General features: G+C 63.2%; 18 protein-coding genes. 4 read left to right on the top strand and 14 right to left on the bottom strand.

Going from position 1 to position 24,080, the window contains the following annotated elements:
- Positions 1-26: 26 nt before the first annotated feature.
- The 3 genes from mscK (at position 27) to trxC (ending at position 5,407) form a co-directional block, all read left to right on the top strand.
- The gene (gene mscK, locus ABOC32_RS04785) at positions 27-3,335 is read left to right on the top strand and encodes a mechanosensitive channel MscK (RefSeq protein WP_426810274.1); all 3,309 of its coding nucleotides are present in this window, start codon (positions 27-29) and stop codon (positions 3,333-3,335) included.
- Between the two features lie 45 nt (positions 3,336-3,380).
- A complete protein-coding gene (selO, locus tag ABOC32_RS04780; RefSeq protein WP_426810273.1) occupies positions 3,381-4,841 on the top strand; it encodes a protein adenylyltransferase SelO in 1,461 nt (486 codons plus the stop codon).
- A gap of 131 nt (positions 4,842-4,972) precedes the next feature.
- Positions 4,973-5,407, top strand: coding sequence for a thioredoxin TrxC (gene trxC / locus ABOC32_RS04775; RefSeq protein ID WP_426810272.1), 435 nt, complete (start codon positions 4,973-4,975; stop codon positions 5,405-5,407).
- Here the strand turns inward: trxC and ABOC32_RS04770 are convergent.
- The 3 genes from ABOC32_RS04770 to ABOC32_RS04760 all read right to left on the bottom strand — a co-directional run bounded on the left by ABOC32_RS04770 (position 5,404) and on the right by ABOC32_RS04760 (position 7,661).
- Positions 5,404-5,574: a hypothetical protein gene (locus ABOC32_RS04770; RefSeq protein ID WP_426810271.1), complete on the bottom strand. Its 171-nt coding sequence runs from the start codon at positions 5,572-5,574 to the stop codon at positions 5,404-5,406. The two genes, trxC and ABOC32_RS04770, sit on opposite strands and share 4 nt — an antisense overlap.
- Positions 5,575-5,911: 337 nt before the next feature.
- Positions 5,912-6,685 carry a ParA family protein gene (locus tag ABOC32_RS04765; protein ID WP_012274623.1) on the bottom strand — a complete coding sequence of 258 codons (774 nt, stop codon included), beginning with the start codon at positions 6,683-6,685 and terminating at the stop codon, positions 5,912-5,914.
- 76 nt (positions 6,686-6,761) lie between these two features.
- Complete coding sequence (locus ABOC32_RS04760; protein ID WP_132844982.1) at positions 6,762-7,661, bottom strand: LysR family transcriptional regulator; 900 nt, start codon at positions 7,659-7,661, stop codon at positions 6,762-6,764.
- 165 nt (positions 7,662-7,826) lie between these two features.
- On the opposite strand from ABOC32_RS04760, the gene ABOC32_RS04755 reads away from it, so the two are divergent.
- Entirely contained in the window at positions 7,827-9,014 is a 1,188-nt protein-coding gene (locus ABOC32_RS04755) for an MFS transporter (RefSeq protein ID WP_426811565.1), read from the top strand.
- A gap of 81 nt (positions 9,015-9,095) precedes the next feature.
- Here the strand turns inward: ABOC32_RS04755 and ABOC32_RS04750 are convergent, their stop codons facing one another.
- The 11 genes from ABOC32_RS04750 to pilM all read right to left on the bottom strand — a co-directional run bounded on the left by ABOC32_RS04750 (position 9,096) and on the right by pilM (position 24,073).
- Positions 9,096-9,443 (bottom strand): YgiW/YdeI family stress tolerance OB fold protein, encoded by a 348-nt coding sequence (locus ABOC32_RS04750; protein WP_426810270.1) that lies wholly within the window; start codon positions 9,441-9,443, stop codon positions 9,096-9,098.
- Between the two features lie 117 nt (positions 9,444-9,560).
- Positions 9,561-10,625, bottom strand: a complete 1,065-nt coding sequence (gene hemE / locus ABOC32_RS04745) for a uroporphyrinogen decarboxylase (protein WP_426810269.1) — start codon at positions 10,623-10,625, stop codon at positions 9,561-9,563.
- Between the two features lie 129 nt (positions 10,626-10,754).
- Positions 10,755-12,173 (bottom strand): FAD-dependent oxidoreductase, encoded by a 1,419-nt coding sequence (locus ABOC32_RS04740; RefSeq protein WP_016502038.1) that lies wholly within the window; start codon positions 12,171-12,173, stop codon positions 10,755-10,757.
- Positions 12,174-12,296: 123 nt separating this feature from the next.
- On the bottom strand, positions 12,297-16,742 hold the full coding sequence (gltB, locus tag ABOC32_RS04735) for a glutamate synthase large subunit (protein WP_426810268.1): 4,446 nt from the start codon (positions 16,740-16,742) through the stop codon (positions 12,297-12,299).
- Positions 16,743-17,115: 373 nt separating this feature from the next.
- Positions 17,116-18,720 (bottom strand): SPOR domain-containing protein, encoded by a 1,605-nt coding sequence (locus ABOC32_RS04730; RefSeq protein WP_426810267.1) that lies wholly within the window; start codon positions 18,718-18,720, stop codon positions 17,116-17,118.
- Between the two features lie 15 nt (positions 18,721-18,735).
- Positions 18,736-19,833: a 3-dehydroquinate synthase gene (gene aroB, locus ABOC32_RS04725; protein ID WP_426810266.1), complete on the bottom strand. Its 1,098-nt coding sequence runs from the start codon at positions 19,831-19,833 to the stop codon at positions 18,736-18,738.
- A gap of 97 nt (positions 19,834-19,930) precedes the next feature.
- Positions 19,931-20,449: a shikimate kinase AroK gene (gene aroK / locus ABOC32_RS04720; RefSeq protein ID WP_024717571.1), complete on the bottom strand. Its 519-nt coding sequence runs from the start codon at positions 20,447-20,449 to the stop codon at positions 19,931-19,933.
- 4 nt (positions 20,450-20,453) lie between these two features.
- Complete coding sequence (locus tag ABOC32_RS04715) at positions 20,454-21,722, bottom strand: type IV pilus secretin PilQ (RefSeq protein ID WP_426810265.1); 1,269 nt, start codon at positions 21,720-21,722, stop codon at positions 20,454-20,456.
- A complete protein-coding gene (locus ABOC32_RS04710) occupies positions 21,646-22,647 on the bottom strand; it encodes a pilus assembly protein PilP (protein WP_426811564.1) in 1,002 nt (333 codons plus the stop codon). The genes ABOC32_RS04715 and ABOC32_RS04710 overlap by 77 nt, the downstream gene beginning before the upstream one ends.
- A gap of 11 nt (positions 22,648-22,658) precedes the next feature.
- Entirely contained in the window at positions 22,659-23,195 is a 537-nt protein-coding gene (locus ABOC32_RS04705; protein ID WP_426810264.1) for a PilN domain-containing protein, read from the bottom strand.
- Entirely contained in the window at positions 23,192-24,073 is an 882-nt protein-coding gene (gene pilM, locus ABOC32_RS04700) for a type IV pilus biogenesis protein PilM (RefSeq protein WP_426810263.1), read from the bottom strand. The genes ABOC32_RS04705 and pilM overlap by 4 nt, the downstream gene beginning before the upstream one ends.
- Between the last annotated feature and the right edge of the window lie 7 nt (positions 24,074-24,080).

Below are 24,080 nucleotides of genomic sequence, written 5' to 3'. Positions count from 1 at the left end.
CTGCCGGATCCACAAGTAGTCTGCCTATGTCCCTGCGCGTGTACCTTCGCACAGCCCTGCTCGGGCTGTGCCTGTCCCTTTCTTTTGCGGCCACCGCGGCAGAAGCCCCGACCACCGCCAGCATCCAGAACAGCCTCGACAAGATCGCCGAGCGCAAACTGCCCGAGGCTGACCAGAAGGCCGTGCAGCAAGTGCTCGAACAGACGTTGAGCCTGCTTGCCAGCAAGGAAGACAACGAAAGGAAGCTCGCCGCGCTCAAGCAGCAGCTGACCGGTGCCCCCAAGGAAACCAGTGACAGCCAGAAGGAGCTCGCCAGGCTCAAGGAAACCAAGGCGCAGCCTGTCGCTCAGCGCTACGCCGCCCTCAGCGTGCCACAGCTCGAGCAAATGCTCAGCGAACGCAACACCCAGCAGGGCGAGTTGCAGAAGGCGCTGTCCGAAGCCAACAGCCTGATCATCAATTCGCAAACCCGCCCGGAACGCGCCCAGGCCGAAATCAGCAACAGCCAGGCCCGTACCCAGCAGATCAACAACATCCTCAAAACCGGCAAGGACGGCGGCAAATCGATCAACGCCGACCAGCGCAACCAGCTCAATGCCGAGCTGGCCTCGCTCAACGCGCTGACCTTGCTGCGCCGCCAGGAACTGGCCGGCAACAGCCTGCTGCAAGACCTGGGAAATGCCCGTCATGATTTGCTGATCGAGCGCGCCGCGCGCCTGGAGCAGGAAATCCAGGACCTGCAGACCCTGATCAACGACAAGCGCCTGGCCCAGTCCCAGGAAGCGGTCACCCAGCAGTCGATCGAGGCCCAGAAGGCCGGCGGCAGCAGCCTGCTGGCCACCGAAAGCGCGGTCAACCTCAAGCTTTCCGACTACCTGCTGAAAAGCACCGACCGCCTCAACGAGCTGACCCAGCAGAACCTGCGCACCAAGCAGCAGCTGGACAGCCTGACCCAGGCCGACCAGGCACTGGACGAGCAGATCAACGTGCTCAAGGGCAGCCTGCTGCTGTCGAAAATCCTCTACAAGCAGAAGCAGACCCTGCCGCACCTGAAGGTCGACCGCGACCTCGCCGACCAGATCGCCGACACCCGCCTGTACCAGTTCGAGGTCAACCAGCAACGCGAGCAGATGAGCAGCCCGGTCACCTACGTCGACAAGCTGCTGGCCGCGCAACCGCAGGAAGACGTGACCCCGCCGCTGCGCAAGGCCTTGCTGGAGGTGGCGATCACCCGCAGTGACCTGCTGGAGCGGCTGAACCGCGAACTGTCGGCGCTGCTCAATGAATCGATCACCCTGCAGCTGAACCAGAAGCAGCTGCTGGGCACCGCGCAGAGCCTGCGCACCACCCTCGACGAACAGATGTTCTGGATCCCCAGCAACAAGCCGCTGGACTGGGACTGGCTGAGCTATGTACCCCAGCGCCTGGCCGACCAGGTTGCCAACCTGCCGTGGGGCTCGGGCCTGAAAGAGCTGGCCGACGGCCTGAGCCAGCGCCCGCTGCTGTTCCTGCCGCTGCTGCTGGTCATCGGCGCCCTGTTGTGGCGGCGCAAGTACCTGTACCAACGGTTGGGCAAGGTGCACCAGGACATCGGCCACTTCCGCCGTGACAGCCAGTGGCACACGCCCCAGGCGATCCTCATCAACATCCTCCTGGCGATGCCGGTCAGCCTTGGCCTGGCGCTGTGCAGCTACGCCCTGCAGATCGACGCCCGCGGGCAAAACGCCAACCTGGGCGCCGCCCTCTGGCAACTGGCCCAGGCCTGGCTGGTGTTCTACACCGCCTACCGCATCCTCGCCCCCGGTGGCGTGGCCGAAATCCACTTCCGCTGGCACAAGCCGCAGGTCGAGTTCCTGCGGGGCTGGGTACGCCGCCTGGGCACCGTGGTGCTGGCACTGGTTGGCGTGGTGGCGGTGGCCGAGCACCAGCCTTCGGCGCTGGCCGACGATGTGCTGGGTATCGGCGTGGTGCTGACCTGCTACGCACTGATGGCCTGGCTGCTCAGCCGCCTGCTGCTCAGCAGCCCCGCGCACCGCGACACGTCGCTGTTCCGCAGGGCCGTGGGCGTGGCCTTCACCGCCCTGCCCATCGCCCTGTTCGTCGCCGTGTGCTTCGGCTACTACTACACCGCGTTGAAGCTCACCGACCGGCTGATCTACACCCTGTACCTGCTGCTGTTCTGGCTGGTGATCGAGGCCGCCTTCGTGCGTGGCCTGTCGGTGGCGGCACGGCGCCTGGCCTACCAGCGAGCGCTGAGCAAGCGGGCGGCGGCCAAGGAAGGGCTGGATGGCGAAGTCATCACCGAAGAGCCGACGCTGGACATCGAGCAGGTCAACCAGCAGTCGCTGCGCCTGATCCGCCTGGCCCTGCTCGGCGGCTTCATCGCCGGTCTGTACTGGGTGTGGGCAGACCTGATCTCGGTGTTCGCCTACCTCAACAACTTCGTCCTGTACGAATACACCAGCGGCACCGGCACTGCCGCCAGCATGGTGCCGATCAGCCTTGGCGACCTGCTGGGTGCGCTGGTCATCGTCGGCATCACCTTTGCCCTGGCCGGTAACTTGCCGGGCCTGCTGGAAGTGCTGGTGCTGTCACGCCTGAACCTGGCCCAGGGCAGCGCCTACGCCACCACCACGCTGCTGTCGTACACCATCGTCGGCGTCGGCATCGTCAGCACCCTGTCGACCCTGGGGGTGAGCTGGGACAAGCTGCAATGGCTGGTGGCCGCGCTGTCGGTGGGCCTGGGCTTCGGCATGCAGGAAATCTTCGCCAACTTCATCTCCGGCATCATGATCCTGTTCGAGCGCCCGGTACGGATTGGCGACACCATCACCATCGGCAACCTGTCGGGCACGGTGAGCAAGATCCGCATCCGCGCCACCACCATCACCGACTTCGACCGCAAGGACATCATCGTCCCCAACAAGACCTTCATCACCGGCCAGTTGATCAACTGGTCGCTGACCGACACGGTCACCCGGGTAACACTGAAGCTGGGCATCGACTACGGCTCCGACCTGGACCTGGTGCGCGACCTGCTGCTCAAGGGTGCACACGAAAACCCGCGCGTGCTCAAGGACCCGGAGCCGATCGTGTACTTCCTCAATTTCGGTGAAAGCTCGCTGGACCATGAGTTGCGCATGCATGTGCGCGACCTGGGCGACCGCAACCCGACGCTGGACGAGATCAACCGCTACATCAACCGCGAGTTCAAGGCCCACAACATCAAGATCTCGGTACGCCAGGTCGAGGTGTTCCTGATGGACCAGAAGGGCGGCAAGCAGCAGCTGATTCCGCTGGAGCAACCTAAACCGGATGGCACTGCACAGGCCTGAGTGGGTTCGAATGCTTTATTCTGTGCTGAACCTCAGGAGCAGCCCGTGAAAGCCCTCGACCAACTCACCTTCGACAACCGCTTCGCCCGCCTGGGCGATGCGTTCTCCACCCAGGTGCTGCCCGAGCCCATTGCGGACCCGCGCCTGGTGGTAGCCAGCGAGTCGGCCATGGCCTTGCTCGACCTCGACCCCGCCCAGGCCGACTTGCCGGTGTTCGCCGAGCTGTTCAGCGGCCACAAGCTGTGGGAAGAAGCCGACCCACGCGCGATGGTCTATTCCGGCCACCAGTTCGGCTCGTACAACCCACGGCTGGGCGATGGCCGCGGCCTGCTGCTGGCCGAAGTGCTTAATGAAAAAGGCGAGCACTGGGACCTGCACCTCAAGGGCGCCGGCCAGACTCCGTACTCACGCATGGGCGATGGCCGCGCCGTGCTGCGCTCGTCGATCCGCGAATTCCTTGCCTCCGAAGCCCTGCACGCCCTCGGCATCCCCAGCAGCCGGGCGCTGTGCGTGATCGGCTCCAGCACCGCGGTGTGGCGTGAAACCCGCGAAAGTGCCGCCATGCTCACGCGCCTGGCGCAGAGCCATGTACGTTTCGGCCATTTCGAGTACTTCTACTACACCAAGCAGCCCGAGCAGCAGCGCGTGCTGATCGACCATGTACTGGAGCAGCACTACCCCGAATGCCGTGATGCCGAGCAGCCCTACCTGGCCATGTTCCGCACCATTGTCGAGCGCAACGCCGAACTGATCGCCCGCTGGCAGGCCTATGGCTTCTGCCACGGGGTGATGAACACCGACAACATGTCGATTTTGGGCATCACCTTCGACTTCGGCCCTTACGCCTTCCTCGACGACTTCGACGCCAACTTCATCTGCAACCACTCCGACGACCGTGGCCGTTACAGCTACGCCAATCAGGTGCCCATCGCCCACTGGAACCTCAGCGCGCTGGCCCAGGCCCTGACCACGGTGATCGAGGTTGAGCCACTGAAGGAAGCGTTGGGGCTGTTCCTGCCGCTGTACCAGGCCCATTACCTGGACCTGATGCGCCGGCGCCTGGGCCTGACCACTGCCGAAGATGACGACATGGCGCTGGTCGAACGCCTGCTGCAGAGCATGCAGCGTGGCGGCGTGGACTACAGCCTGTTCTTCCGCAAGCTGGGCGAGCAGCCCGTTGCCGAGGCGTTGAAAGTGGTGCGCGACGACTTCATCGACCTGGCCGGCTTCGATGCCTGGGGCGCCGACTACCTGGCCCGCTGTGACCGCGAACCCGGTAATGCCGAAGGCCGCCGTGAGCGGATGCATGCGGTGAACCCGCTGTACGTGCTGCGCAACTACCTGGCGCAGAAAGCCATCGAAGCGGCTGAAGCGGGGGATTACAGTGAAGTGCGGCAGCTGCATCAGGTGCTGAGCCGGCCATTCGAAGAGCAGGCCGGCATGCAGGCCTACGCCGAGCGGCCGCCGGAGTGGGGCAAGCACCTGGAAATCAGCTGCTCTTCATGATTAACGCCCAACCCTGTGGGAGCGGGCGAGCCCGCGAAACAAGCGACGCGGTGCATGGCACCGGCTTCGCCGGTGTTCGCGGGCGCGCCCGCTCCCACAAGGAAATCCGTGAATCCAACCCCGGAGATGAAATGTCCGACCCACTGGTAATCCCCTGCCCCCACTGCAACGGCCTCAACCGCCTACCCGCCGAACGCCTGGGTGATGCGCCGAAATGCGGCCGCTGCAAACAGGAGGTGCTGTTGAGCACCCCCTTCGAGCTCACCGAAGCCAGCTACGCCAGCCAGATCAAAGGCGACCTGCCGCTGCTGGTAGACATCTGGGCCGACTGGTGCGGCCCGTGCAAATCCTTCGCCCCCACCTTCGAACAGGCAGCCCGCCAACTTGCCGGCCGCTGCCGCCTGGCCAAGCTCGACAGCGAAGCCAACCGCAACCTCGCCGGGCAACTGGGCATCCGCTCGATCCCCAGCCTGCTGCTGTTCAAAAACGGCCGCGAAGTCAGCCGCCAGGCCGGGGCATTTCCACTCCAGTCGTTGCTGGAGTGGCTGCGTAGCCAGGGGGTTTAGAGAACGCCAGAAATGGAAGGATGAGTTTTCTCATACCGTTCTATCTCGATCACGAGTAAATCTCTTTCCTCAGCTTCCCGGGTACCCTCTTCTGCCTGAAAAATGACTTCAAGTCGTTGGAAGGCTGCCTGAAGTTCGTCATCAGTGTGGATCTGTTTAATGCTCATGGGTTGTTTCCAGGTCTGACTGTCTCACTGCTAACAAGGGTTTGTCTTGAGAGGTGTGGCGCCTGCAATATCGAGCGCCGCCCGCGCGGCGCATCGCGAGCTGCGCTCGCTCCTACGTTTGTTTCGGGCCAATTATTCCTGGGGGATTTGCGCGCGAACGCCTTGGCGCATGGCTCGATGTAGCGTCGTACTAACAAGGCGGTCGCGCGCGCCTGTCACAGGCATGACTGGCCCGGAACAAACGTAGGAGCGAGCGCAGCTCGCGATGCGCCGCGCGGGCGGCGCTCGATACCCGCCCAACCACAAGAACCAAGTCCTACACTTGGCCCGCTCAGTCCTAAGCGTTCTCTTCCAACAACGAATGCAACTCGACAAACTGCTGGGTCAGCTTGTGCTTCGGCTCCAGGTGAATCAGCGGCAAGCTGGCGTGGTGCGATTCGCGCATTTTCACCGAGCTGCCCAGGTACACCGGTAGCACAGGAAGGCCTTCGGCCAGCAGTTCGTCAAGCATCTGCTGCGGCAGGCTGGCACGGGACTGGAACTGGTTGACCACGATGCCTTCGACCATCAGGTCTTCGTTGTGGTCTTCCTTGAGGTCTTCGATCTCGGCCAGCAGGCCGTACAGGGCCTGGCGCGAGAAGCTGTCGCAGTCAAAGGGGATCAGCACGCGATCAGCGGCGATCAACGCGGAAACCGCGTAGAAGTTCAACGCCGGCGGGGTATCGATGTAGATACGCTCGTAGTCCTCGTCCAGCTCGTCGAGCAATTTACGCAGCTTGTTGATCTTGTGCTTGGCCTCAAGCTTGGGCTGCAAATCGGCCAACTCGGCAGTGGCCGTGACCACGTGCAGGTTGTCGAACGGGGTTTCGTAGATATCGACCTTGTTCTTCTTGCTGAACGGCCCACTGGACAGGCTTTGCTTGAAGAAGTCGGCAATACCCATGGGGATGTCCTCGCCGGTCAGGCCGGTGAGATACTGGGTCGAGTTCGCCTGGGCATCCAGGTCGATCAACAAGGTCCGATAGCCTTCATTGGCACTGACCGCCGCCAGGTTGCAGGCGATGCTCGACTTGCCCACGCCACCTTTCTGATTGAACACCACGCGCCGCATGATTGACCTCCGTGTTTCAACGAATGCCCGAGTATGTGGCGGCACTGCGGCAATGGCCAGCGCCATTTGGCCTGTACTACCCCTGGCCGACCACCTGCCCCGTCAACAGCTCGGCAAACGCCTTGGCCATCACCGAATTGCCGCGCTCGCGCTGCACCAGCCACACCGCCGACATCGCCCCTTCATCCAGCAGCGTGCGGTACACCACACCTTCGATACGCATGCGCTGGAACGACGCCGGCAACACCGACACCCCCAGCCCCGCCGACACCAGGCCGATGATGGTCATCGCCTCCCCGGCCTCCTGGGCAAAGTGCGGGCTGAAGCCTGCCTGCCGCGCCAGGCTGAGCAACTGCGCATGCAGGCCGCTGCCATAACTGCGCGGGAAGAACACGAACGGCTCGTGGGCCAACGCCGCCATGTGCACTCCTTGTTCGGTGCCTTCAGCCAGCGGGTGCGATGCGTTGATCACTGCCACCAGTGGCTCGCGGAACAACTCGGTAGCCAACAAGCCTTCCGGCAAAGGCATCGGCCGCATCAGCCCCACTTCGATGGACTCGTCGAACACCCCTTCGGCGACATCGCGGCTGCTCATTTCCTTGAGGTTCAGGTGCACCGCAGGGAAGCGCTGGCGGAAGGCATGGATGGCCTTGGGGATTTTCGAGGTAAACGGAGCCGACGAGGTGAATCCGATTTTCATCTCGCCCAATTCACCCAGTTGCGCTCGCCGGGCCACATCAGCAGCCTTTTCCACCTGCGCCAGCACCTGCCGGGCCTCTTCAAGGAACAGCCGCCCCGCCTCGCTCAACTCGACCCGACGGTTGGTACGCTCGAACAGCCGAGCCCCCAGCTCTTGCTCCAGCGCCTGGATCTGCTGGCTCAGAGGTGGTTGCGAAATACCCAGCTGCTGGGCGGCACGGCCAAAGTGCAGCTCTTCGGCCACGGCGATGAAGTAACGCAGATGGCGCAGTTCCATGAATGGCTCCAAACAGGTCGCAAAACGTCTTAAATAGGTCGAACAATATATTGGATCTAATCATTAGCCAGCTATATGCTTTTTTCATTGCGCCAGAGGTACCCGCCCGTGAAAACTGCTGTAGCCCCCCTTCCCGCTGAGCCAGAGCCTGCTCTACTGAACGAAATGTGGATCGAAAAAGGCACCCCCGCCTTCATGAAGACCGTGCTGGCCCTGTTCAGCGGCGGCTTCGCCACCTTCGCCCTGCTGTACTGCGTGCAGCCGATGATGCCGCTGCTGTCGAAAGAATTTGCCATCAACGCGGCCCAGAGCAGCCTGGTGCTGTCGGTTTCCACCGCCATGCTGGCGTTCGGCCTGCTGATCACCGGCCCCATTTCTGACCGCATCGGGCGCAAGCCGGTGATGGTCTTTGCCCTGGTTTGCGCCGCCCTCTCCACCCTGGCCAGCGCGGTGATGCCAAGCTGGGAGCTGGTACTGGCAACCCGCGCCCTGGTTGGCCTGTCCCTGAGCGGTCTGGCGGCTGTGGCCATGACCTACCTGAGCGAAGAGATTCACCCGCAGCACATCGGCCTGGCCATGGGCCTGTACATCGGCGGCAACGCCATTGGCGGCATGAGCGGACGGCTGATTACCGGCGTGCTGATCGACTTCGTCAGCTGGCACACGGCGATGCTGACCATCGGTGGCCTGGCCCTGGTCGCCGCACTGGTGTTCTGGAAGGTGCTGCCGGAATCGCGCAACTTCCGCCCGCAAATGATGAGCCCGCGCAGCCTGCTGGACGGCTTTGTCATGCACTTCAAGGATGCCGGGCTGCCCTGGCTGTTCCTCGAAGCCTTCCTGCTGATGGGTGCGTTCGTCACCCTGTTCAACTACATCGGCTACCGCTTGCTGGCCGAGCCCTATCACATGAACCAGGCGCTGGTCGGCTTGCTGTCGGTGGTCTACCTGTCGGGTATCTACAGCTCGGCGCAAGTCGGCGCCCTGGCGGACAAGCTGGGCCGGCGCAAGGTGTTCTGGGCCAGTATAGTGGTGATGGCGGGTGGCTTGCTGATGACCCTGGCGAGCCCACTGCCGATGGTGATCGTGGGCATGCTGGTGTTCACCTTCGGCTTCTTTGGCGCGCACTCGGTGGCCAGCAGCTGGATCGGCCGCCGGGCGCTTAAGGCCAAGGGGCAGGCGTCGTCGCTGTACCTGTTCAGCTATTACGCCGGGTCGAGCGTGGCCGGTACTGCGGGCGGGGTGTTCTGGCACCAGTGGGGCTGGAACGGGATCGGGCTGTTCATTGGCAGCCTGTTGACGGTGGCATTGCTGGTGGCGCTCCACCTGAGCAAGTTACCGCCCAAATCGGTGTGAAGCATTCGCGGGCACGCCCGCTCCCACAGGGTTCGGTGCAGTCCCTGTGGGAGCGGGCGTGCCCGCGAACAGGCCATCAGATCAGTTGATGATCTCGACAATGTCCACATCCACTTCCCGGCTCATCAGGTGCTTCTCCACCTCACCGGTCAGTTTGACCTTGGTCTTGTCGTTGAACGGCGTCGGCGGCAGGTCTTCGTCATCGATCTCGACGGTAATGGTGCCGGTGCTGTCCTTGAACTCGTACTTGTCGTCGTTGTTGATCTTCTTGGTCACGAAGCCTGTCAGTACCACCGGCGTGTCATCGGCAGCATCGTTGGCAGCGGCCACGGTGGTGACCGACTGGGCGCCGGGGCCGGTATAGGTCGCAGCCAGTGCGGCGGTGCTGAACAGAGGGGCGAGGATCAGGGCGAGATAACGTGCTTTCATGAGGATCGGGTCCTGTTTCGGTTTCGATGAGACCAGATTAGCGACGTTCGCTGAATTAAAACTTAATGCAACAAAAAAGCCCGGCACAGGGCCGGGCTTTTGTTTTCAGCAATCAATTCACTGATGGTACTGCGCCGACAGCTCATGCACGGCGTTGATGAACACGCCAGCGTGCTCCGGGTCGACCTCCGGGGTAATGCCATGGCCGAGGTTGAAAACGTGGCCGGTACCCTTGCCATAGCTGGCCAGAATGCGCGCCACTTCCTGGCGAATAGCCTCCGGCTTGGCGTACAGCACAGTCGGGTCCATGTTGCCTTGCAGTGCCACTTTGTCACCCACGCGGCGGCGGGCGTCGCCGATCTCGCAGGTCCAGTCCAGGCCCAGTGCGTCGGCACCAGCGTCGGCAATGCTTTCCAGCCACAGGCCGCCGTTCTTGGTGAACAGAACCACTGGCACCTTGCGCCCTTCGTGTTCACGAATCAGCCCGCTGACGATCTTGCGCATGTAGGCCAGGGAGAACTCCTGGTAGGCCGCGGCAGACAGGTTACCGCCCCAGGTGTCGAAGATCTGCACAGCCTGTGCGCCGGCCAGGATCTGGCCATTGAGGTAGCTGGTGACCGACTGGGCCAGCTTGTCCAGCAGCAGGTGCAGGGCTTGCGGGTTGTCGTAGGCCATGGCCTTGGTCTTGCGGAAGTCTTTCGACGAGCCGCCTTCGACCATGTAGGTGGCCAAGGTCCAGGGGCTGCCGGAGAAACCGATCAACGGCACGCGGCCATTGAGCTCACGGCGAATGGTGCTGACCGCATCCATTACATAGCCCAGGTCTTTCTGCGGGTCGGGGATCGGCAGTGCTTCGATGTCGGCGGGGGTGCTGATGACCTTCTTGAAACGCGGGCCTTCGCCGGTTTCGAAGTACAGGCCCAGGCCCATGGCGTCGGGGATGGTGAGGATGTCCGAGAACAGGATCGCCGCGTCCAGCGGATAGCGCTCCAGCGGCTGCAGGGTGACCTCGCAGGCGAACTGCGGGTTCATGCACAGGCTCATGAAGTCGCCGGCCTTGGCGCGGCTGGCGCGGTACTCTGGCAGGTAGCGGCCGGCCTGGCGCATCATCCACACCGGGGTGACGTCTACGGGTTGCTTGAGCAGTGCACGCAGGAAACGGTCGTTCTTCAGGGCAGTCATGTCGGCATCCGGAAAAATAGTGCGGGCATTTTCTCAGACGCACAAAGAAAAGGCACGGCTGTTTGCCGTGCCTTTTCTCTATGGGTATGTCCTGGATCAATAGATTTTGTATACAAAATCTAAATAACTTCAGACTTCGAGGTAGTCCAGGATGCCTTCGGCAGCGGTTCGGCCTTCGAAGATAGCCGTTACCACCAGGTCCGAACCGCGCACCATGTCGCCACCGGCAAACACTTTCGGGTTGCTGGTCTGGTGCTTGAACTTGCCTTTCTCCGGGGCTACCACACGGCCCTGGCTGTCCAACTGGATGCCATGCTGCTCGAACCACGGCGCCGGGCTCGGGCGGAAGCCGAAGGCGATCACCACGGCATCGGCCGGCAGGATCTCTTCGGAACCCGGGATCGGCTCCGGGCTGCGACGGCCACGGGCATCCGGCTCGCCGAGGCGGGTCTCGACAACCTTCACGCCTTCTACCTTGTCCTCGCCGACAATGGCGATGGGCTGGCGGTTGTAGAGGAACTTCACGCCCTCTTCCTTGGCGTTCTTCACCTCTTTGCGCGAACCCGGCATGTTGGCTTCGTCACGGCGATAGGCGCAGGTGACCGCTTGCGCGCCCTGGCGAATCGACGTGCGGTTGCAGTCCATTGCGGTGTCACCACCGCCCAGCACCACGACCTTCTTGCCCCGCATGTCGACGAAGTCTTCCGGCGACTTCTCGAAGCCCAGGTTGCGGTTGACGTTGGCGATCAGGAAATCCAGCGCGTCATGCACGCCCGGCAGGTCCTCGCCCGGGAAGCCGCCCTTCATGTAGGTGTAGGTACCCATGCCCATGAAGACGGCGTCGTACTCGGCGAGCAACTGCTCCATGGTGATATCGGTGCCCACCTCGGTGTTCAGGCGGAACTCGATGCCCATGCCGGTGAACACTTCACGGCGGTTGCTGAGCACGGTCTTTTCCAGCTTGAACTCGGGGATGCCAAAGGTCAGCAGGCCGCCGATTTCCGGGTTCTTGTCGAAGACCACCGGGGTTACCCCGGCGCGCACCAGCACGTCGGCGCAGCCCAGGCCAGCCGGGCCGGCACCGATGATGGCGACGCGCTTGCCGGTTGGCTTGACCTTGGACATGTCCGGGCGCCAGCCCATGGCGAAGGCGGTGTCGGTGATGTACTTCTCCACCGAACCGATGGTCACCGCGCCGAAGCCGTCGTTCAGGGTGCAGGCACCTTCACACAGACGGTCTTGCGGGCACACGCGGCCGCACACTTCCGGCAGGGTGTTGGTCTGGTGCGAAAGCTCCGCCGCCGCCAGGATGTTGCCTTCGGAAACCAGCTTCAACCAGTTGGGGATGAAGTTGTGCACCGGGCACTTCCATTCGCAATACGGGTTACCGCAACCCAGGCAGCGGTGCGCCTGGTCTACGGACTGCTGCGGCTTGAACGGTTCGTAGATTTCCACGAACTCCTTCTTGCGCTGGCGCAGCAGCTTTTTCTTCGGGTCCTTGCGGCCCACTTCGATGAACTGGAAGTCGTTGTTCAGACGTTCAGCCATTTTTCAAAACCTCTTTACAGCAGCTGCAAGCTACACGCTGCAAGCCGCAAGACGATCACTTAAGCCGGGCAAGCCTCGTACTGCCATTACGTGCAGCTTGAGGCTTGCCACTTGCAGCTGTTTTTACTGCGGGTTGGCACGCGTGCTGGACAACAGTTGCTTCAGGTTGGCTGCCTTCGGCTTCACCAGCCAGAAGCGCCGCACGTAGTCGTCCAGGTTCTCCGAGAGCTCACGCCCCCACTCGCTGCCGGTTTCTTCCACATACTCGCCAAGGACGCGCGCCAGGTGGCTGCGGTAGGCCTCCATCGCTTCACCACTGATACGCTGGATTTCCACCAGCTCGTGGTTGAGCTTGTCGACGAAGCTATTGTCCATGTCGAGCACGTAGGCGAAGCCGCCAGTCATGCCAGAACCGAAGTTGTAACCGGTCTTGCCCAGGACGCAGACAAAGCCGCCGGTCATGTACTCACAGCAGTGATCGCCAGTGCCCTCGACAACAGCGTGGGCGCCGGAGTTACGCACAGCGAAGCGCTCGCCCGCAGTACCCGCGGCAAACAGCTTGCCGCCAGTGGCACCGTACAGGCAGGTGTTGCCGACGATGGCGCTGTGCTGGGTTGCGAACGGGCTGCCGGCTGGCGGCACGATGGTGACCTTGCCACCGGTCATGCCCTTGCCGACGTAGTCGTTGGCATCGCCTTGCAGGTGCAGGTTCAGACCACCGGCATTCCACACGCCGAAGCTCTGGCCCGCAGTACCCTTGAAGCGGAAGGTGATCGGGTTGGCGGCCATGCCCTGGTTGCCGTACAGCTTGGCGATTTCGCCAGAGATACGGGCACCGATGGAACGGTCGCAGTTGCAGATGTCGAGGTCGAACTCGCCACCGGCCTGATCGCGGATCGCCGGCAGGGCCATGTCAACCATCTTCTCGGCCAGCTCACCCTTGTCGAACGGCGGGTTCCTGTCGACTTCACAGAATTGCGGCTTGTCTGCCGGGATGTGCGAGCTGCCCAGCAGCGGTGACAGGTCCAGGTACTGCTGGCGCTCGGTATCGCCTGGCAGCATTTCGAGCAGGTCGGTACGGCCGATCAGCTCGCCCAGGCTGCGCACGCCCAGCTTGGCCAGCCACTCACGGGTTTCTTCAGCGACGAAGGTGAAGAAGTTGATCACCATGTCGACGGTGCCGATGTAGTGGTCCTTGCGCAGCTTGTCGTTCTGGGTGGCTACGCCGGTGGCGCAGTTGTTCAGGTGACAGATGCGCAGGTACTTGCAGCCCAGGGCGATCATTGGCGCGGTACCGAAGCCGAAGCTTTCGGCGCCGAGGATGGCCGCCTTGATCACGTCCAGGCCGGTTTTCAGGCCGCCGTCGGTCTGTACCCGTACCTTGCCGCGCAGGTCGTTGCCGCGCAGGGTCTGGTGGGTTTCGGCCAGGCCCAGTTCCCACGGGGCGCCGGCGTACTTGATCGAGGTCAGCGGCGAAGCGCCGGTACCACCGTCATAACCGGAGATGGTGATCAGGTCGGCATAGGCCTTGGCCACGCCAGCGGCGATGGTGCCTACGCCGGCTTCTGCTACCAGTTTCACCGACACCAGGGCCTGCGGGTTGACCTGCTTGAGGTCGTAGATCAGCTGGGCCAGGTCTTCGATCGAATAGATGTCGTGGTGCGGCGGTGGCGAGATCAGGGTCACGCCCGGTACCGCATAACGCAGCTTGGCAATCAGGCCGTTGACCTTGCCGCCCGGCAGCTGGCCGCCTTCACCCGGCTTGGCGCCCTGGGCAACCTTGATCTGCAGCACTTCGGCGTTGACCAGGTATTCCGGGGTCACGCCAAAGCGGCCGGTAGCCACCTGCTTGATCTTGGAGCTTTTGATGGTGCCGTAGCGCGACGGGTCTTCACCGCCCTCACCGGAGTTGGAACGCGCGCCCAGGCGGTTCATCGCCTCGGCCAGCGCTTCGTGGGCCTCTGGCGACAGTGCGCCCAGCGAGATACCGGCGGAGTCGAAACGCTTGAGGATGGCCTCCAGCGGCTCGATCTGCTCCAGCGCCAGTGGCTGGTCGGCGACTTTCACCTTCAGCAGGTCGCGGATCATCGACACCGGGCGCTGGTCGACCAGCGTGGTGTATTCCTTGAACTTGGCGTAGTCGCCCTGCTGCACGGCGGCTTGCAGGGTGTTGACCACGTCAGGGTTGTAGGCGTGGTACTCGCCACCGTGGACGAACTTCAGCAGGCCACCTTGCTGGATCGGCTTGCGCGCGCTCCAGGCTTCGGCCGCCAGCAGCTTCTGGTCGCTTTCCAGGTCTACGAAGCGCGCACCCTTGATGCGGCTGGAGACGCCCTTGAAGCTCAGGCCGACCACTTCCTCGGCCAGGCCGATGGCTTCGAACAGCTGCGCACCGCGGTACGAGGCTATGGTGGAGATACCCATCTTCGACAGGATCTTCAACAGGCCCTTGGAGATGCCCTTGCGGTAGTACTTGAACACTTCGTCCAGGTCGCCCAGCACTTCGCCGGTACGGATCAGGTCGGCCAGCACTTCATACGCCAGGTACGGGTAAACGGCCGAGGCACCGAAGCCCAGCAGCACGGCAAAGTGGTGCGGGTCACGGGCGGTGGCGGTTTCCACCAGGATGTTGCTGTCGCAACGCAGGCCCTGTTCGGTCAGGCGGTGGTGTACCGCGCCAACGGCCAGCGAAGCGTGCACCGGCAGTTTGCCCGGGGCGATGTAGCGGTCGCTCAGCACCAGCTGGGTCTTGCCAGCGCGCACGGCTTCTTCAGCCTGGTCGGCGATGTTGCGAATGGCCGCTTCCAGGCCGACGCTCTGCTCATAGTTGAGGTCGATCAGCTGCCGGTCGAAACCTTCGCGCTCCAGGTTCATCAGCGAACGCCACTTGGCGGGCGAGATGACCGGGGAGCTGAGGATGACCCGCGAAGCGTGCTCCGGGGACTCCTGGAAGATGTTGCGCTCGGCGCCCAGGCAGATCTCCAGCGACATCACGATGGCTTCGCGCAGCGGGTCGATCGGCGGGTTGGTGACCTGGGCGAACTGCTGGCGGAAGAAGTCGAACGGCGAACGCACACGCTGCGACAGCACGGCCATCGGCGTGTCGTCACCCATCGAACCCACGGCTTCCTGGCCCTGCTCACCCAGCGGGCGCAGCACCTGATCACGCTCTTCGAAGGTGACCTGGAACATCTTCATGTATTGCTTGAGCTGGTCAGCGTCGTAGCTGGCCGCGCCCTGGTCGTCGGTCAGCGTCGCCTGGATGCGGGTAGCGTGCTGACGCAGCCAGCGCTTGTACGGGTGGCGCGACTTCAGGCGGTTGTCGATGGCGTCGGTGTCGAGGATCTGGCCGGTTTCAGTGTCCACGGCGAGGATCTGGCCCGGGCCGACACGGCCCTTGGCCAGCACTTCCTCAGGCTGGTAACCCCATACGCCGATTTCCGAGGCGATGGTGATGTAGCCGTTGGTGGTGGTCACCCAACGTGCCGGGCGCAGGCCGTTGCGGTCGAGCAGGCACACCGCGTGGCGGCCTTCGGTCATGACGATACCGGCCGGGCCATCCCACGGCTCCATGTGCATGGAGTTGTACTCGTAGAAGGCGCGCAGGTCGGCGTCCATGGTCTCGACGTTCTGCCAGGCTGGCGGTACCAGCATGCGCACGCCGCGGAACAGGTCGATGCCACCGGTCACCATCAGTTCCAGCATGTTGTCCATGCTCGACGAGTCGGAACCGACGCGGTTGACCAGCGGGCCGAGCTCTTCGAGGTCGGGGATCTGGTCATTGGCGAACTTGGTGCGACGGGCCATGGCCCAGTTGCGGTTGCCGGTGATGGTGTTGATCTCGCCGTTGTGGGCGAGGAAGCGGAACGGCTGCGCCAGCGGCCATTTCGGCAGGGTGTTGGTGGAGAAGCGCTGGTGGAACACGCAGATCGCGGTTTGCAGGCGCTCGTCACCCAGGTCTGGATAAAACGCCGCGAGATCGCGCGGCATCATCAGGCCTTTGTAGATGATGGTCTTGTGCGAGAAGCTGCAGATGTAGTGGTCGCTGTCGTGGGCGTTGGCCACCGACGAACGGCGACGGGCACTGAACAGCTTGATGGCGAATTCCTGGTCGCTCAGGCCTTCACCGCCAATGAACACCTGCTCGATCTGCGGCAGACGCTCCAGGGCCAGGCGGCCGAGTACGCTGGTGTCGATCGGTACCTTGCGCCAGCCGACCAGTTTCAGGCCAGCGGCGAGGATCTCGCGGTCCATGTTGGCGCGGGCAGCTTCGGCTTTGACCGGGTCCTGATTGAAGAACACCATGCCGACGGCGTACTGCTTGGGCAGCTCGACGGCGAAGTGTTCCTGGGCCACGGCTCGCAGGAATTGATCGGGCTTCTGCATGAGCAGACCGCAACCGTCACCGGTCTTGCCGTCGGCGTTGATACCGCCGCGGTGAGTCATGCAAGTCAGTGCCTGCATGGCGGTTTGCAGAAGGTGGTGGCTCGGTACGCCCGTCATATGGGCGATCAGGCCAAAACCACAGTTGTCCTTGAATTCTTCGGGATGGTACAGACCTGTTTTCATAGACACATTCTCACCAGGTTCACCTCTCAACGGAGGTAAATCTCTTTTTTAACAATCACTTACCATCCACGCCGATCAAACGCCAGCTTTTTTGCGGTGGTCATGGAAAACCATTGTTGCACAGCGACAGCGATGCCCACAAATTTTCATGTCTCACCATTGAAAATTTATGTCGCAATTTTGAATGTTTTTGCGCCATGCGCCGTGATAGCGGCTTGGCTCGAGTCTGAAGCGTTTCAGCCATGACTGCAACTAGGGGCTTGTGGCCGGCAGTCTGGGACAGAAAAGCCTGCCGCGTTGAAACGCAGCAGGCTATTCGAAAGTCAGTAATCGCTCAGCAACTGGGCGGCGGGGTGATGCCGCCCGGAAGGTATCAGCGGGCCGTGGCCAGCTCTTGTTGGACGCTGCCGACGGTACGTGGCCAAGGTTTACCAGCCTGGACCTTCTCTGGCAAGTTCTTGATTGCCGCAACCGCTGCATCGCGGTTGGCGAAGCTGCCGTAGGTGACTACGTACAGTGGCTTGCCCTGCAGGTTTTTCTTGAAGTAGCGATAGTCGCCACCCTGGCTCTTGACGAACGCCTGGGCCGAGGCCTCGGAGCTGGTACCCAGGATCTGCACCACGTAATTGCCCGGTTTCTGCCCGGCGTACCAGCCGCTGTTGCCGCTGCCAGTGGCTGCGGGTTTCTCGGCAGGCTTGGCGGCCGGCTTGGCCACGGCGACCTGGGTAGGCGCAGGAGCAGGCTTGGCAGGTGCAACCGACTTCGCAGGCTGGGTTGCGACAGGTTTTGGCGCAGGCGCAACCGGCTGTACCGGCGCAGTGGCCACAGGCTGTGCAGGCGCAGGCGCCGGGCCAGCCGGCACACCTTGTGGCGGAGCAATGGTGGTCACGGTTGGCGGCGGGTTGCCAGGCTGCAGGGCAGTGTCACCCGCCGGGCTGCCTTCCTCACCCTCACCCATGCCCGCGGCCTGGGCCAGCGGTTCACGCATGACAGGCTGGGATTGGCCAACCAGCGGCAGCGGCATCGGCTGGGAAGAGCCGGAGAACTCGATATTGGCACCCTGCTTGCCGTCACCAAGCGGCAACTGGGCCTGGGCGGTCGGCGCCTCAGCGGGTGGCTTGTCGCCTTTCTTGGGCATCAACACCGCGGCCGCAACAGCGACCACGACCACAGCGGACAGCGCGAGCACATGTTTTTTAGGCATCTTGAACCCCATGGATGGTCGCTTGACCGTCGAACGGCTGGCGATCATGGCTTCGATCAAAGTGTCACGGGCGACCTGGTTGATGTTGCCAGGCCAGCCGTCGGAGTGTTCATGGATATCGACGATCTGTTCACGGCTGAACACCTCGATGCCCCGGCCAGCCCCTTCCAGGCGCTGCTCCAGGTACTCGCGGGTTTCTTCTTCACTGTAGGGGGCTAGCTCGATGATGTGGAAGCGCTCTTCCTCGACATTGAGCTCGTCCAGCCCGGCAATCAGTGAAGGCTCACCGAACAGGAACACGTGCGGGCGCCCTTCCGGTACCCCCGCCGCCAACTCCAGCAACGCTTGGAGTGCCGACTCGTCGAGTTGTTCCGCATCGTCTACCAGCAAATACACTTCCTGCCCGGTCAGTGCCAGCTGCACCACCTTGGACAGGATCGCCTGCACTTCGGGCTGGGCCACGCCCAGGTCCTGAGCGACCTGGGCAAGCATGCTGGAAGCATCGCTGGCACTGCGGGCAGACACCACCACACTCTGCACAGCCTGCTTGTTGGTGCTGGCCACCAGGGCCTGGCGCAACAGCGACTTGCCGCTGCCCAGCGGGCCGCTGACCACTAGCATCAGCTGGCTGTAACGCGCCAGGTGGTGCAGCTGGCCAAGCACGGGCTTGCGCTGGGCCGGGAAGAACTTGAAGCCGGGCACACGGGGCGCGAACGGATCGTGGCTCAACTGGTAATGGTCGAGAAAGGCCTCATCGGCATGCAAACTGGTCATTGCGCTGTCACAACCTCAAAGCTGGGCCACGATCGCGCGGTAATCCGCCGACAGCGTGGCCTGAAGAATCTCTTTCGGATAGTCGTCGGTCACAACGGCCTCGCCCATCTGGCGCAACAGCACCAGACGCAGGCGGCCGTCGATCACTTTCTTGTCGACCGCCATGTGCTCCATGAAATGCGCCGGGGTCATTTCCTGTGGTGGCACCACCGGCAAACCTGCGTCCTGCAACAGGCGGATTCCGCGATCGCGCTCGGCCTGGTCAATCCAGCCAAGGCGCATGGACATTTCCAGGGCCATCACCGTGCCCGCTGCCACGGCTTCGCCGTGCAGCCACACGCCATAGCCCATGTGGGTTTCGATGGCATGCCCGAAGGTATGCCCCAGGTTCAGCGTGGCCCGTACGCCAGACTCACGCTCGTCGGCACCGACCACTGCGGCCTTGGCCGCGCAGGAACGGCGGATAGCCTCGGTCAAGGCAGCCGAATCGAGGGTGCGCAAGGCCTGCATGTTGTCTTCGAGCCAGCCGAGAAACGGCTTGTCGCAAATCAGGCCGTACTTGATCACTTCGGCCAGGCCAGCAGAAAGTTCGCGCGCCGGCAGGGTCTTCAGGCTGGTGGTATCGATCAGCACCGCATTGGGCTGATAGAAGGCACCGACCATGTTCTTGCCCAGCGGGTGGTTGATACCGGTCTTGCCGCCCACCGACGAATCGACCTGGGAAAGCAGGGTGGTCGGCACCTGGATGAAGTCGACACCGCGCTGGTAGCAGGCGGCAGCGAAGCCGGCCATGTCACCGATCACGCCGCCGCCCAGGGCAACCACGGTCGTGCGACGATCATGACGGGCTTTCAGCAGGCCATCGAAGATCAGCTGCAGGGTTTCCCAGTTCTTGTGGGCTTCGCCATCGGGCAAAACCACCGGCAGCACCGAGTAGGCACCCAGGGTCTTGCTCAGGCGTTCGAGATACAGGGGCGCGACGGTCTCGTTGGAAACGATGGCGACCTGCCGGCCGGCAATGTGCGGCGCCAGCAGTTCGGGCTGGTCCAGCAGGCCTTCGCCAATGTAGATCGGGTAGCTGCGCTCGCCCAGGTCGACCTTAAGTGTCTGCATGTATCCCCACAATGTACTTGGGCGCGGCGCCGTTCGGGCAACCCACGCGCTATCGTTGAACCTCGCCTCGGCGCTGGTGGCCGAGAATAGTCCCGGGTTAACGGGGCGGCAACTGCTGCAAGCGTTCGAGAATATCGATCACCACCATGCGCGGCGGCCGCTCGTCGGTTTCCACCACCACGTCGGCGATCTCGCGGTAGAGCGGGTCGCGGGCTTCCAACAGGGCGCGCAGGGTCGCCTCGGGGTTGGCGGTGCGCAGCAGCGGGCGATTGCGATCCCGCGCGGTACGGCCAACCTGCTGTTCCACCGACGCATGCAGGTAGATCACCCGGCCGCCCCGGCGCAATGCCTGGCGGTTGGCTTCGCGCATCACCGCGCCACCGCCGGTGGCCAGGACCACGCCGTCAAGTGCGCACAGTTCGGCGATCATCGCCTGCTCGCGTTCACGGAAACCCGGCTCGCCTTCCTTGTCGAAAATCCACGGGATGTTGGCGCCGCATCGCAGTTCGATTTCCTTGTCGGAATCCTTGAACAGCAGGCGCAGCTCTTTGGCCAATAGGCGTCCGATGGTGCTTTTACCAGCGCCCATGGGCCCCACAAGTATCAAATTTCGCACAGAATCAACGACTCACAGCAATCGCCTGGTCACTCATGATACGCGGAGTCAGGAAGACCAGCAGCTCGGATTTTTTCTCTTGTAATGCATCGCGTCGAAACAGCCGCCCAACATACGGCAGATCGCCTAAAAATGGCACCTTGTCGACCACATTGTTTTGCGAAGTCGAGTACACGCCACCGATCACGATCGTTTCGCCGTCCGCCACGCGAACCTTGGCATTGACCTCGTTCTTGCGGATCGGCGGTACGTTGTTCAAGGCATTGACGTAATCCGGCTCGTCCTTGGTCACCCTGACCGCCATGATCACCTTGTTGTCCGGGGTAATCTGCGGGGTCACCTCCAGCGACAGCGAGGCTTCGCGAAAGGCGACCGAGGTGGCGCCGCTCTGGCTGGTTTCCTGGTAGGGCACTTCGGTGCCTTTGAGGATCCTGGCCGTTTCCTTGTCGGCCGTGACCACCTTGGGCTGCGAGATGATTTCGCCGTTGCCGCTTTTTTCCATGGCGCTGAGTTCCAGGTCAAGCAGCACGTCGCCGCGCAGCAGGCCCAGGCCGACACTGCTGCCCGGGCGCTCCACGCCGAGATCGATGAACAGCTCCTTGCCCGGCCGCAGGTTTTCACCGTACAGCGGCCCGCCCCAGCGCACCCCCAGGCTTTTCTCGTAATCGACGTTGGCCTCGACGATTCGCGCCTCGATCGCCACCTGGCGCACCGGCACATCCAGCTGCGCGACCAGTTGCCGCAAGTCGGCCAGTCGATCGGCGGGCTGGTGCGCCACCAGGGTATTGGTGCGTTCATCAACACCCAGGCTGCCACGAACGGCGAGCGTGCTGTCATCCGCCAGGCTGGTCAGCAACAGCTCAACCAGCTCGGCGGCGTTGGCATGGTGAATCGGTATCAATTCACGGTGTAACGGCAGCAGCTGCGCATCCGGCAACAGGCCCACAGGGGCATCCAACGGTTGCGAGGCAAACGCTGCCGCAGGCGCCACCAGCAGCACATTGCCCTCCTGCTGCCGGGCCAGGCCCTTGCTGCGCAGCACCAGGTCAAGCGCCTGGTCCCAGGGCACGTCCTGCAAACGCAGGGTCACGTTGCCCTGCACGTCATCGCTGGCAACCAGGTTGACGCCCGCATAGTCGGCCAGCACCTGCAGCACCGAGCGCACCTCCACGTCCTGGAAGTTCAACGACAGGGGTTCACCCTGGTAAGGCGTCGCCGACACCAGCGGGATCGGCAGCAGGGCTGCCAACACCCATTTCATCACTCTCTTCATTCGGGTTCAGGGCCTCCTTGCCCACGCGCTTTGCAAGGGTGATGAACGCCGTGCGCTCGTGCCACACCCCTGCCATGAATAGCCGTTCGTGCACTTCGACCTGGCTTTGGTCGATCCGCGCCACCACACCGTGGTTACGCCCCAAGCGCTCACCGGCACGCACGCGGTAGACCCTGCCAGCCGCCATCAGCAGCGCCTCATGCGCCGCACCTCGCGACAGGCTGCCGACCATTTCCAGTTGCGCCAGCGGCAGGCTGGCCAGCCCGGAGCCAGCCCTTCGGGTCGCCCCTGGCGCGAAGGGGTCGACCACAGGCACTGGCGTAGCGGCCATGGCCGGCAGATGCGCAAGCACCTCCGGTGCGGGTATGGGGGCGAGGGCCTGGAAGGCATCGACTCGCAGTTGCAGACGCAAAACCCCGGGCTGACCCTCGACTGCGGCCAGGTTCATGTCACCGCTGCGCAGCAGGCGTGCCTGGCCCAGCCAGTCGCCCAGCCACTGACGCAAGTCCACGTAACGCCCGACCACCTGCACTTGCAGCGGTACTTTTCGATAGCCTGCCTGTTGCTCGGCTTCTTGTACGTCGAACCGCTCGACCAGCAACCCGTGCGCATGCCCCGAAGCCGCCAGGCGGTCAAGCAGGTCGCTCATGCCCTCCCCAGCCGCCAGGTGCCAGAGGGTCTCCAGCAACCGCCGCTCGGCAGAAGCCAGAGACGCCCGTAGTCGCTCCAGCTCGACCAGTTGCGCCGTACTGGCTGCCTGCTGCCCGTTCAATGTGGCGTGCCTGGCCGCCTCCTGCGCCTGCTGCTGTAACCCTGCTGGCAGGCGAAACGCGCCACCCAGGCCGAACACCAGCACAGCGACCAGCACCGGCGCGATACGCCTGATGCTTCTGGAACGCTCGGCTACCGCCAGCCAGGCGAGGATCGGCGCTGCATTCACGACCAGAACGCCGAAACGCGCGCAACCAGCAGAAATTCATCGCCACCCGCCATGCTCCTGACGCGCTTGAGCGCCAGATCGCGCAGAACCCCCGACCGATCCAGATCGCGCATGAACTGCGCAACCAGGGCGCCAGACGTAGCCAGCCCGGTCACTTGCAGGTGGCCGTTTTCCACGCTGAGGTCGATTAGCTGAACCCCTACCGGTAGCGCCCCTTCGAGGTCAGCGAACACATCGCCCAGAACACCCTGCCGGGCACGCAAGCCCTCCAGCGCAGCCGAACGGGCGATGAGTGCGTCATGCTGTGCACGCACATCAGCCAGCGGCTGCAGTTGCTCGGCCAGCACCTCAAGGGCGGCCTGGTGCTGGGCATTGGCCAGCGCCTGCTGCTGCCCGCGCTGACGGGCCAACTGGTCGACCAGCGTCACGGCGCACAGCGCCAGAAGTGCGCCGGCAATCAGCTGGGTGCGAAAGCGCCGCAGCGCCGCCTCGCGCTGCCGCTCACGCCAGGGCAACAGGTTAAGGCGCATCATGGGCGCAACCCTCCAAGTGCCAGGGCGCATGCCAAAAGCATCGTGCCATCAACGTGTTCCAGCCCCTCCAGGCCAGGTAAATGCCGGCACGGCGTAGTCAGCTGGCGGCCAAGGTTTTGCAACCAGCTCGGGTCCACCGATGAACTGCTGGTAATCCACAAGCCACCAGGCAAATGCTCATCGGCAAGCAGCGCGTGCAACTGCTGCGACAACTGCCCCATGTCGTTCAGCCCCTGCACTTGAAGTTCACGACGCTGGTAAGGTCGACCGGGATGCCAGTCATAAAGCACTGCGCTGTGCGCTTCGAGCCGCAGCATTGCCGAACCTTCGAGGCAGCCCTGAGGCAACATGCGGCACAAGGCAATGTTGTCGACCTCGATGGCCTCCAGTTGCAACCCGGCCTCTTCGACGATGGCATCAAGAGGCGCCAACGCACTTTGCCGACATGCGGCCACCATCACTTCAGCGCACCCCGGTTGCGTGCGGGACGCTCCCAAGACCTGAAAGTCCAGGGCCAGGTCCTCCAACGGAAACGGAAACAGCCGCTCGGCATCGGCCAGCAACTGCGTCTCCAGTTCTGCCCCGGCCTGCTCCATCGGCAAATGACACCGCTTGCAGATCACCTGGCTGGCCGGTAACGCCAACGCTACCCGACGCTGCCTGAGGCCGCTGCGCAGGTATGCACGGCGCAGGGCTGCCACCACGGCAGCGGGCTCCGCGACCCAATCATGGCCTGCCGGTAATTCGAACGGCTCTTGTGCCGATGCAAGCAACCGGCAGCGCCGATTGCGCCGCTGAAGTTGCACAATACGAACAGCGTCAGGGGCAATTTCCACCCCCACGAGTGAACTGGCATCCTTGCCAAAGCGTCCTAACATGCGGCTT

Source organism: Pseudomonas sp. WOUb67, assembly GCF_050058005.1.
GTDB lineage: Bacteria > Pseudomonadota > Gammaproteobacteria > Pseudomonadales > Pseudomonadaceae > Aquipseudomonas > Aquipseudomonas putida_R.
Note: the sequence above shows the minus strand (reverse complement) of the source record. Positions and strands in the feature narration are given on the sequence as shown.

Bases quoted from the DNA above. Each gene is read 5' to 3' on its own strand.
- mscK (WP_426810274.1), top strand. From the start codon at position 27: ATGTCCCTGCGCGTGTACCTTCGCACAGCCCTGCTCGGGCTGTGCCTG.
- trxC (WP_426810272.1), top strand. From the start codon at position 4,973: ATGTCCGACCCACTGGTAATCCCCTGCCCCCACTGCAACGGCCTCAAC.
- ABOC32_RS04770 (WP_426810271.1), bottom strand. From the start codon at position 5,574: ATGAGCATTAAACAGATCCACACTGATGACGAACTTCAGGCAGCCTTC.
- ABOC32_RS04765 (WP_012274623.1), bottom strand. From the start codon at position 6,685: ATGCGGCGCGTGGTGTTCAATCAGAAAGGTGGCGTGGGCAAGTCGAGC.
- ABOC32_RS04760 (WP_132844982.1), bottom strand. From the start codon at position 7,661: ATGGAACTGCGCCATCTGCGTTACTTCATCGCCGTGGCCGAAGAGCTG.
- ABOC32_RS04755 (WP_426811565.1), top strand. From the start codon at position 7,827: ATGTGGATCGAAAAAGGCACCCCCGCCTTCATGAAGACCGTGCTGGCC.
- ABOC32_RS04750 (WP_426810270.1), bottom strand. From the start codon at position 9,443: ATGAAAGCACGTTATCTCGCCCTGATCCTCGCCCCTCTGTTCAGCACC.
- hemE (WP_426810269.1), bottom strand. From the start codon at position 10,625: ATGACTGCCCTGAAGAACGACCGTTTCCTGCGTGCACTGCTCAAGCAA.
- ABOC32_RS04740 (WP_016502038.1), bottom strand. From the start codon at position 12,173: ATGGCTGAACGTCTGAACAACGACTTCCAGTTCATCGAAGTGGGCCGC.
- gltB (WP_426810268.1), bottom strand. From the start codon at position 16,742: ATGAAAACAGGTCTGTACCATCCCGAAGAATTCAAGGACAACTGTGGT.
- ABOC32_RS04730 (WP_426810267.1), bottom strand. From the start codon at position 18,720: ATGACCAGTTTGCATGCCGATGAGGCCTTTCTCGACCATTACCAGTTG.
- aroB (WP_426810266.1), bottom strand. From the start codon at position 19,833: ATGCAGACACTTAAGGTCGACCTGGGCGAGCGCAGCTACCCGATCTAC.
- ABOC32_RS04715 (WP_426810265.1), bottom strand. From the start codon at position 21,722: ATGAAGAGAGTGATGAAATGGGTGTTGGCAGCCCTGCTGCCGATCCCG.
- ABOC32_RS04705 (WP_426810264.1), bottom strand. From the start codon at position 23,195: ATGATGCGCCTTAACCTGTTGCCCTGGCGTGAGCGGCAGCGCGAGGCG.
- pilM (WP_426810263.1), bottom strand. From the start codon at position 24,073: ATGTTAGGACGCTTTGGCAAGGATGCCAGTTCACTCGTGGGGGTGGAA.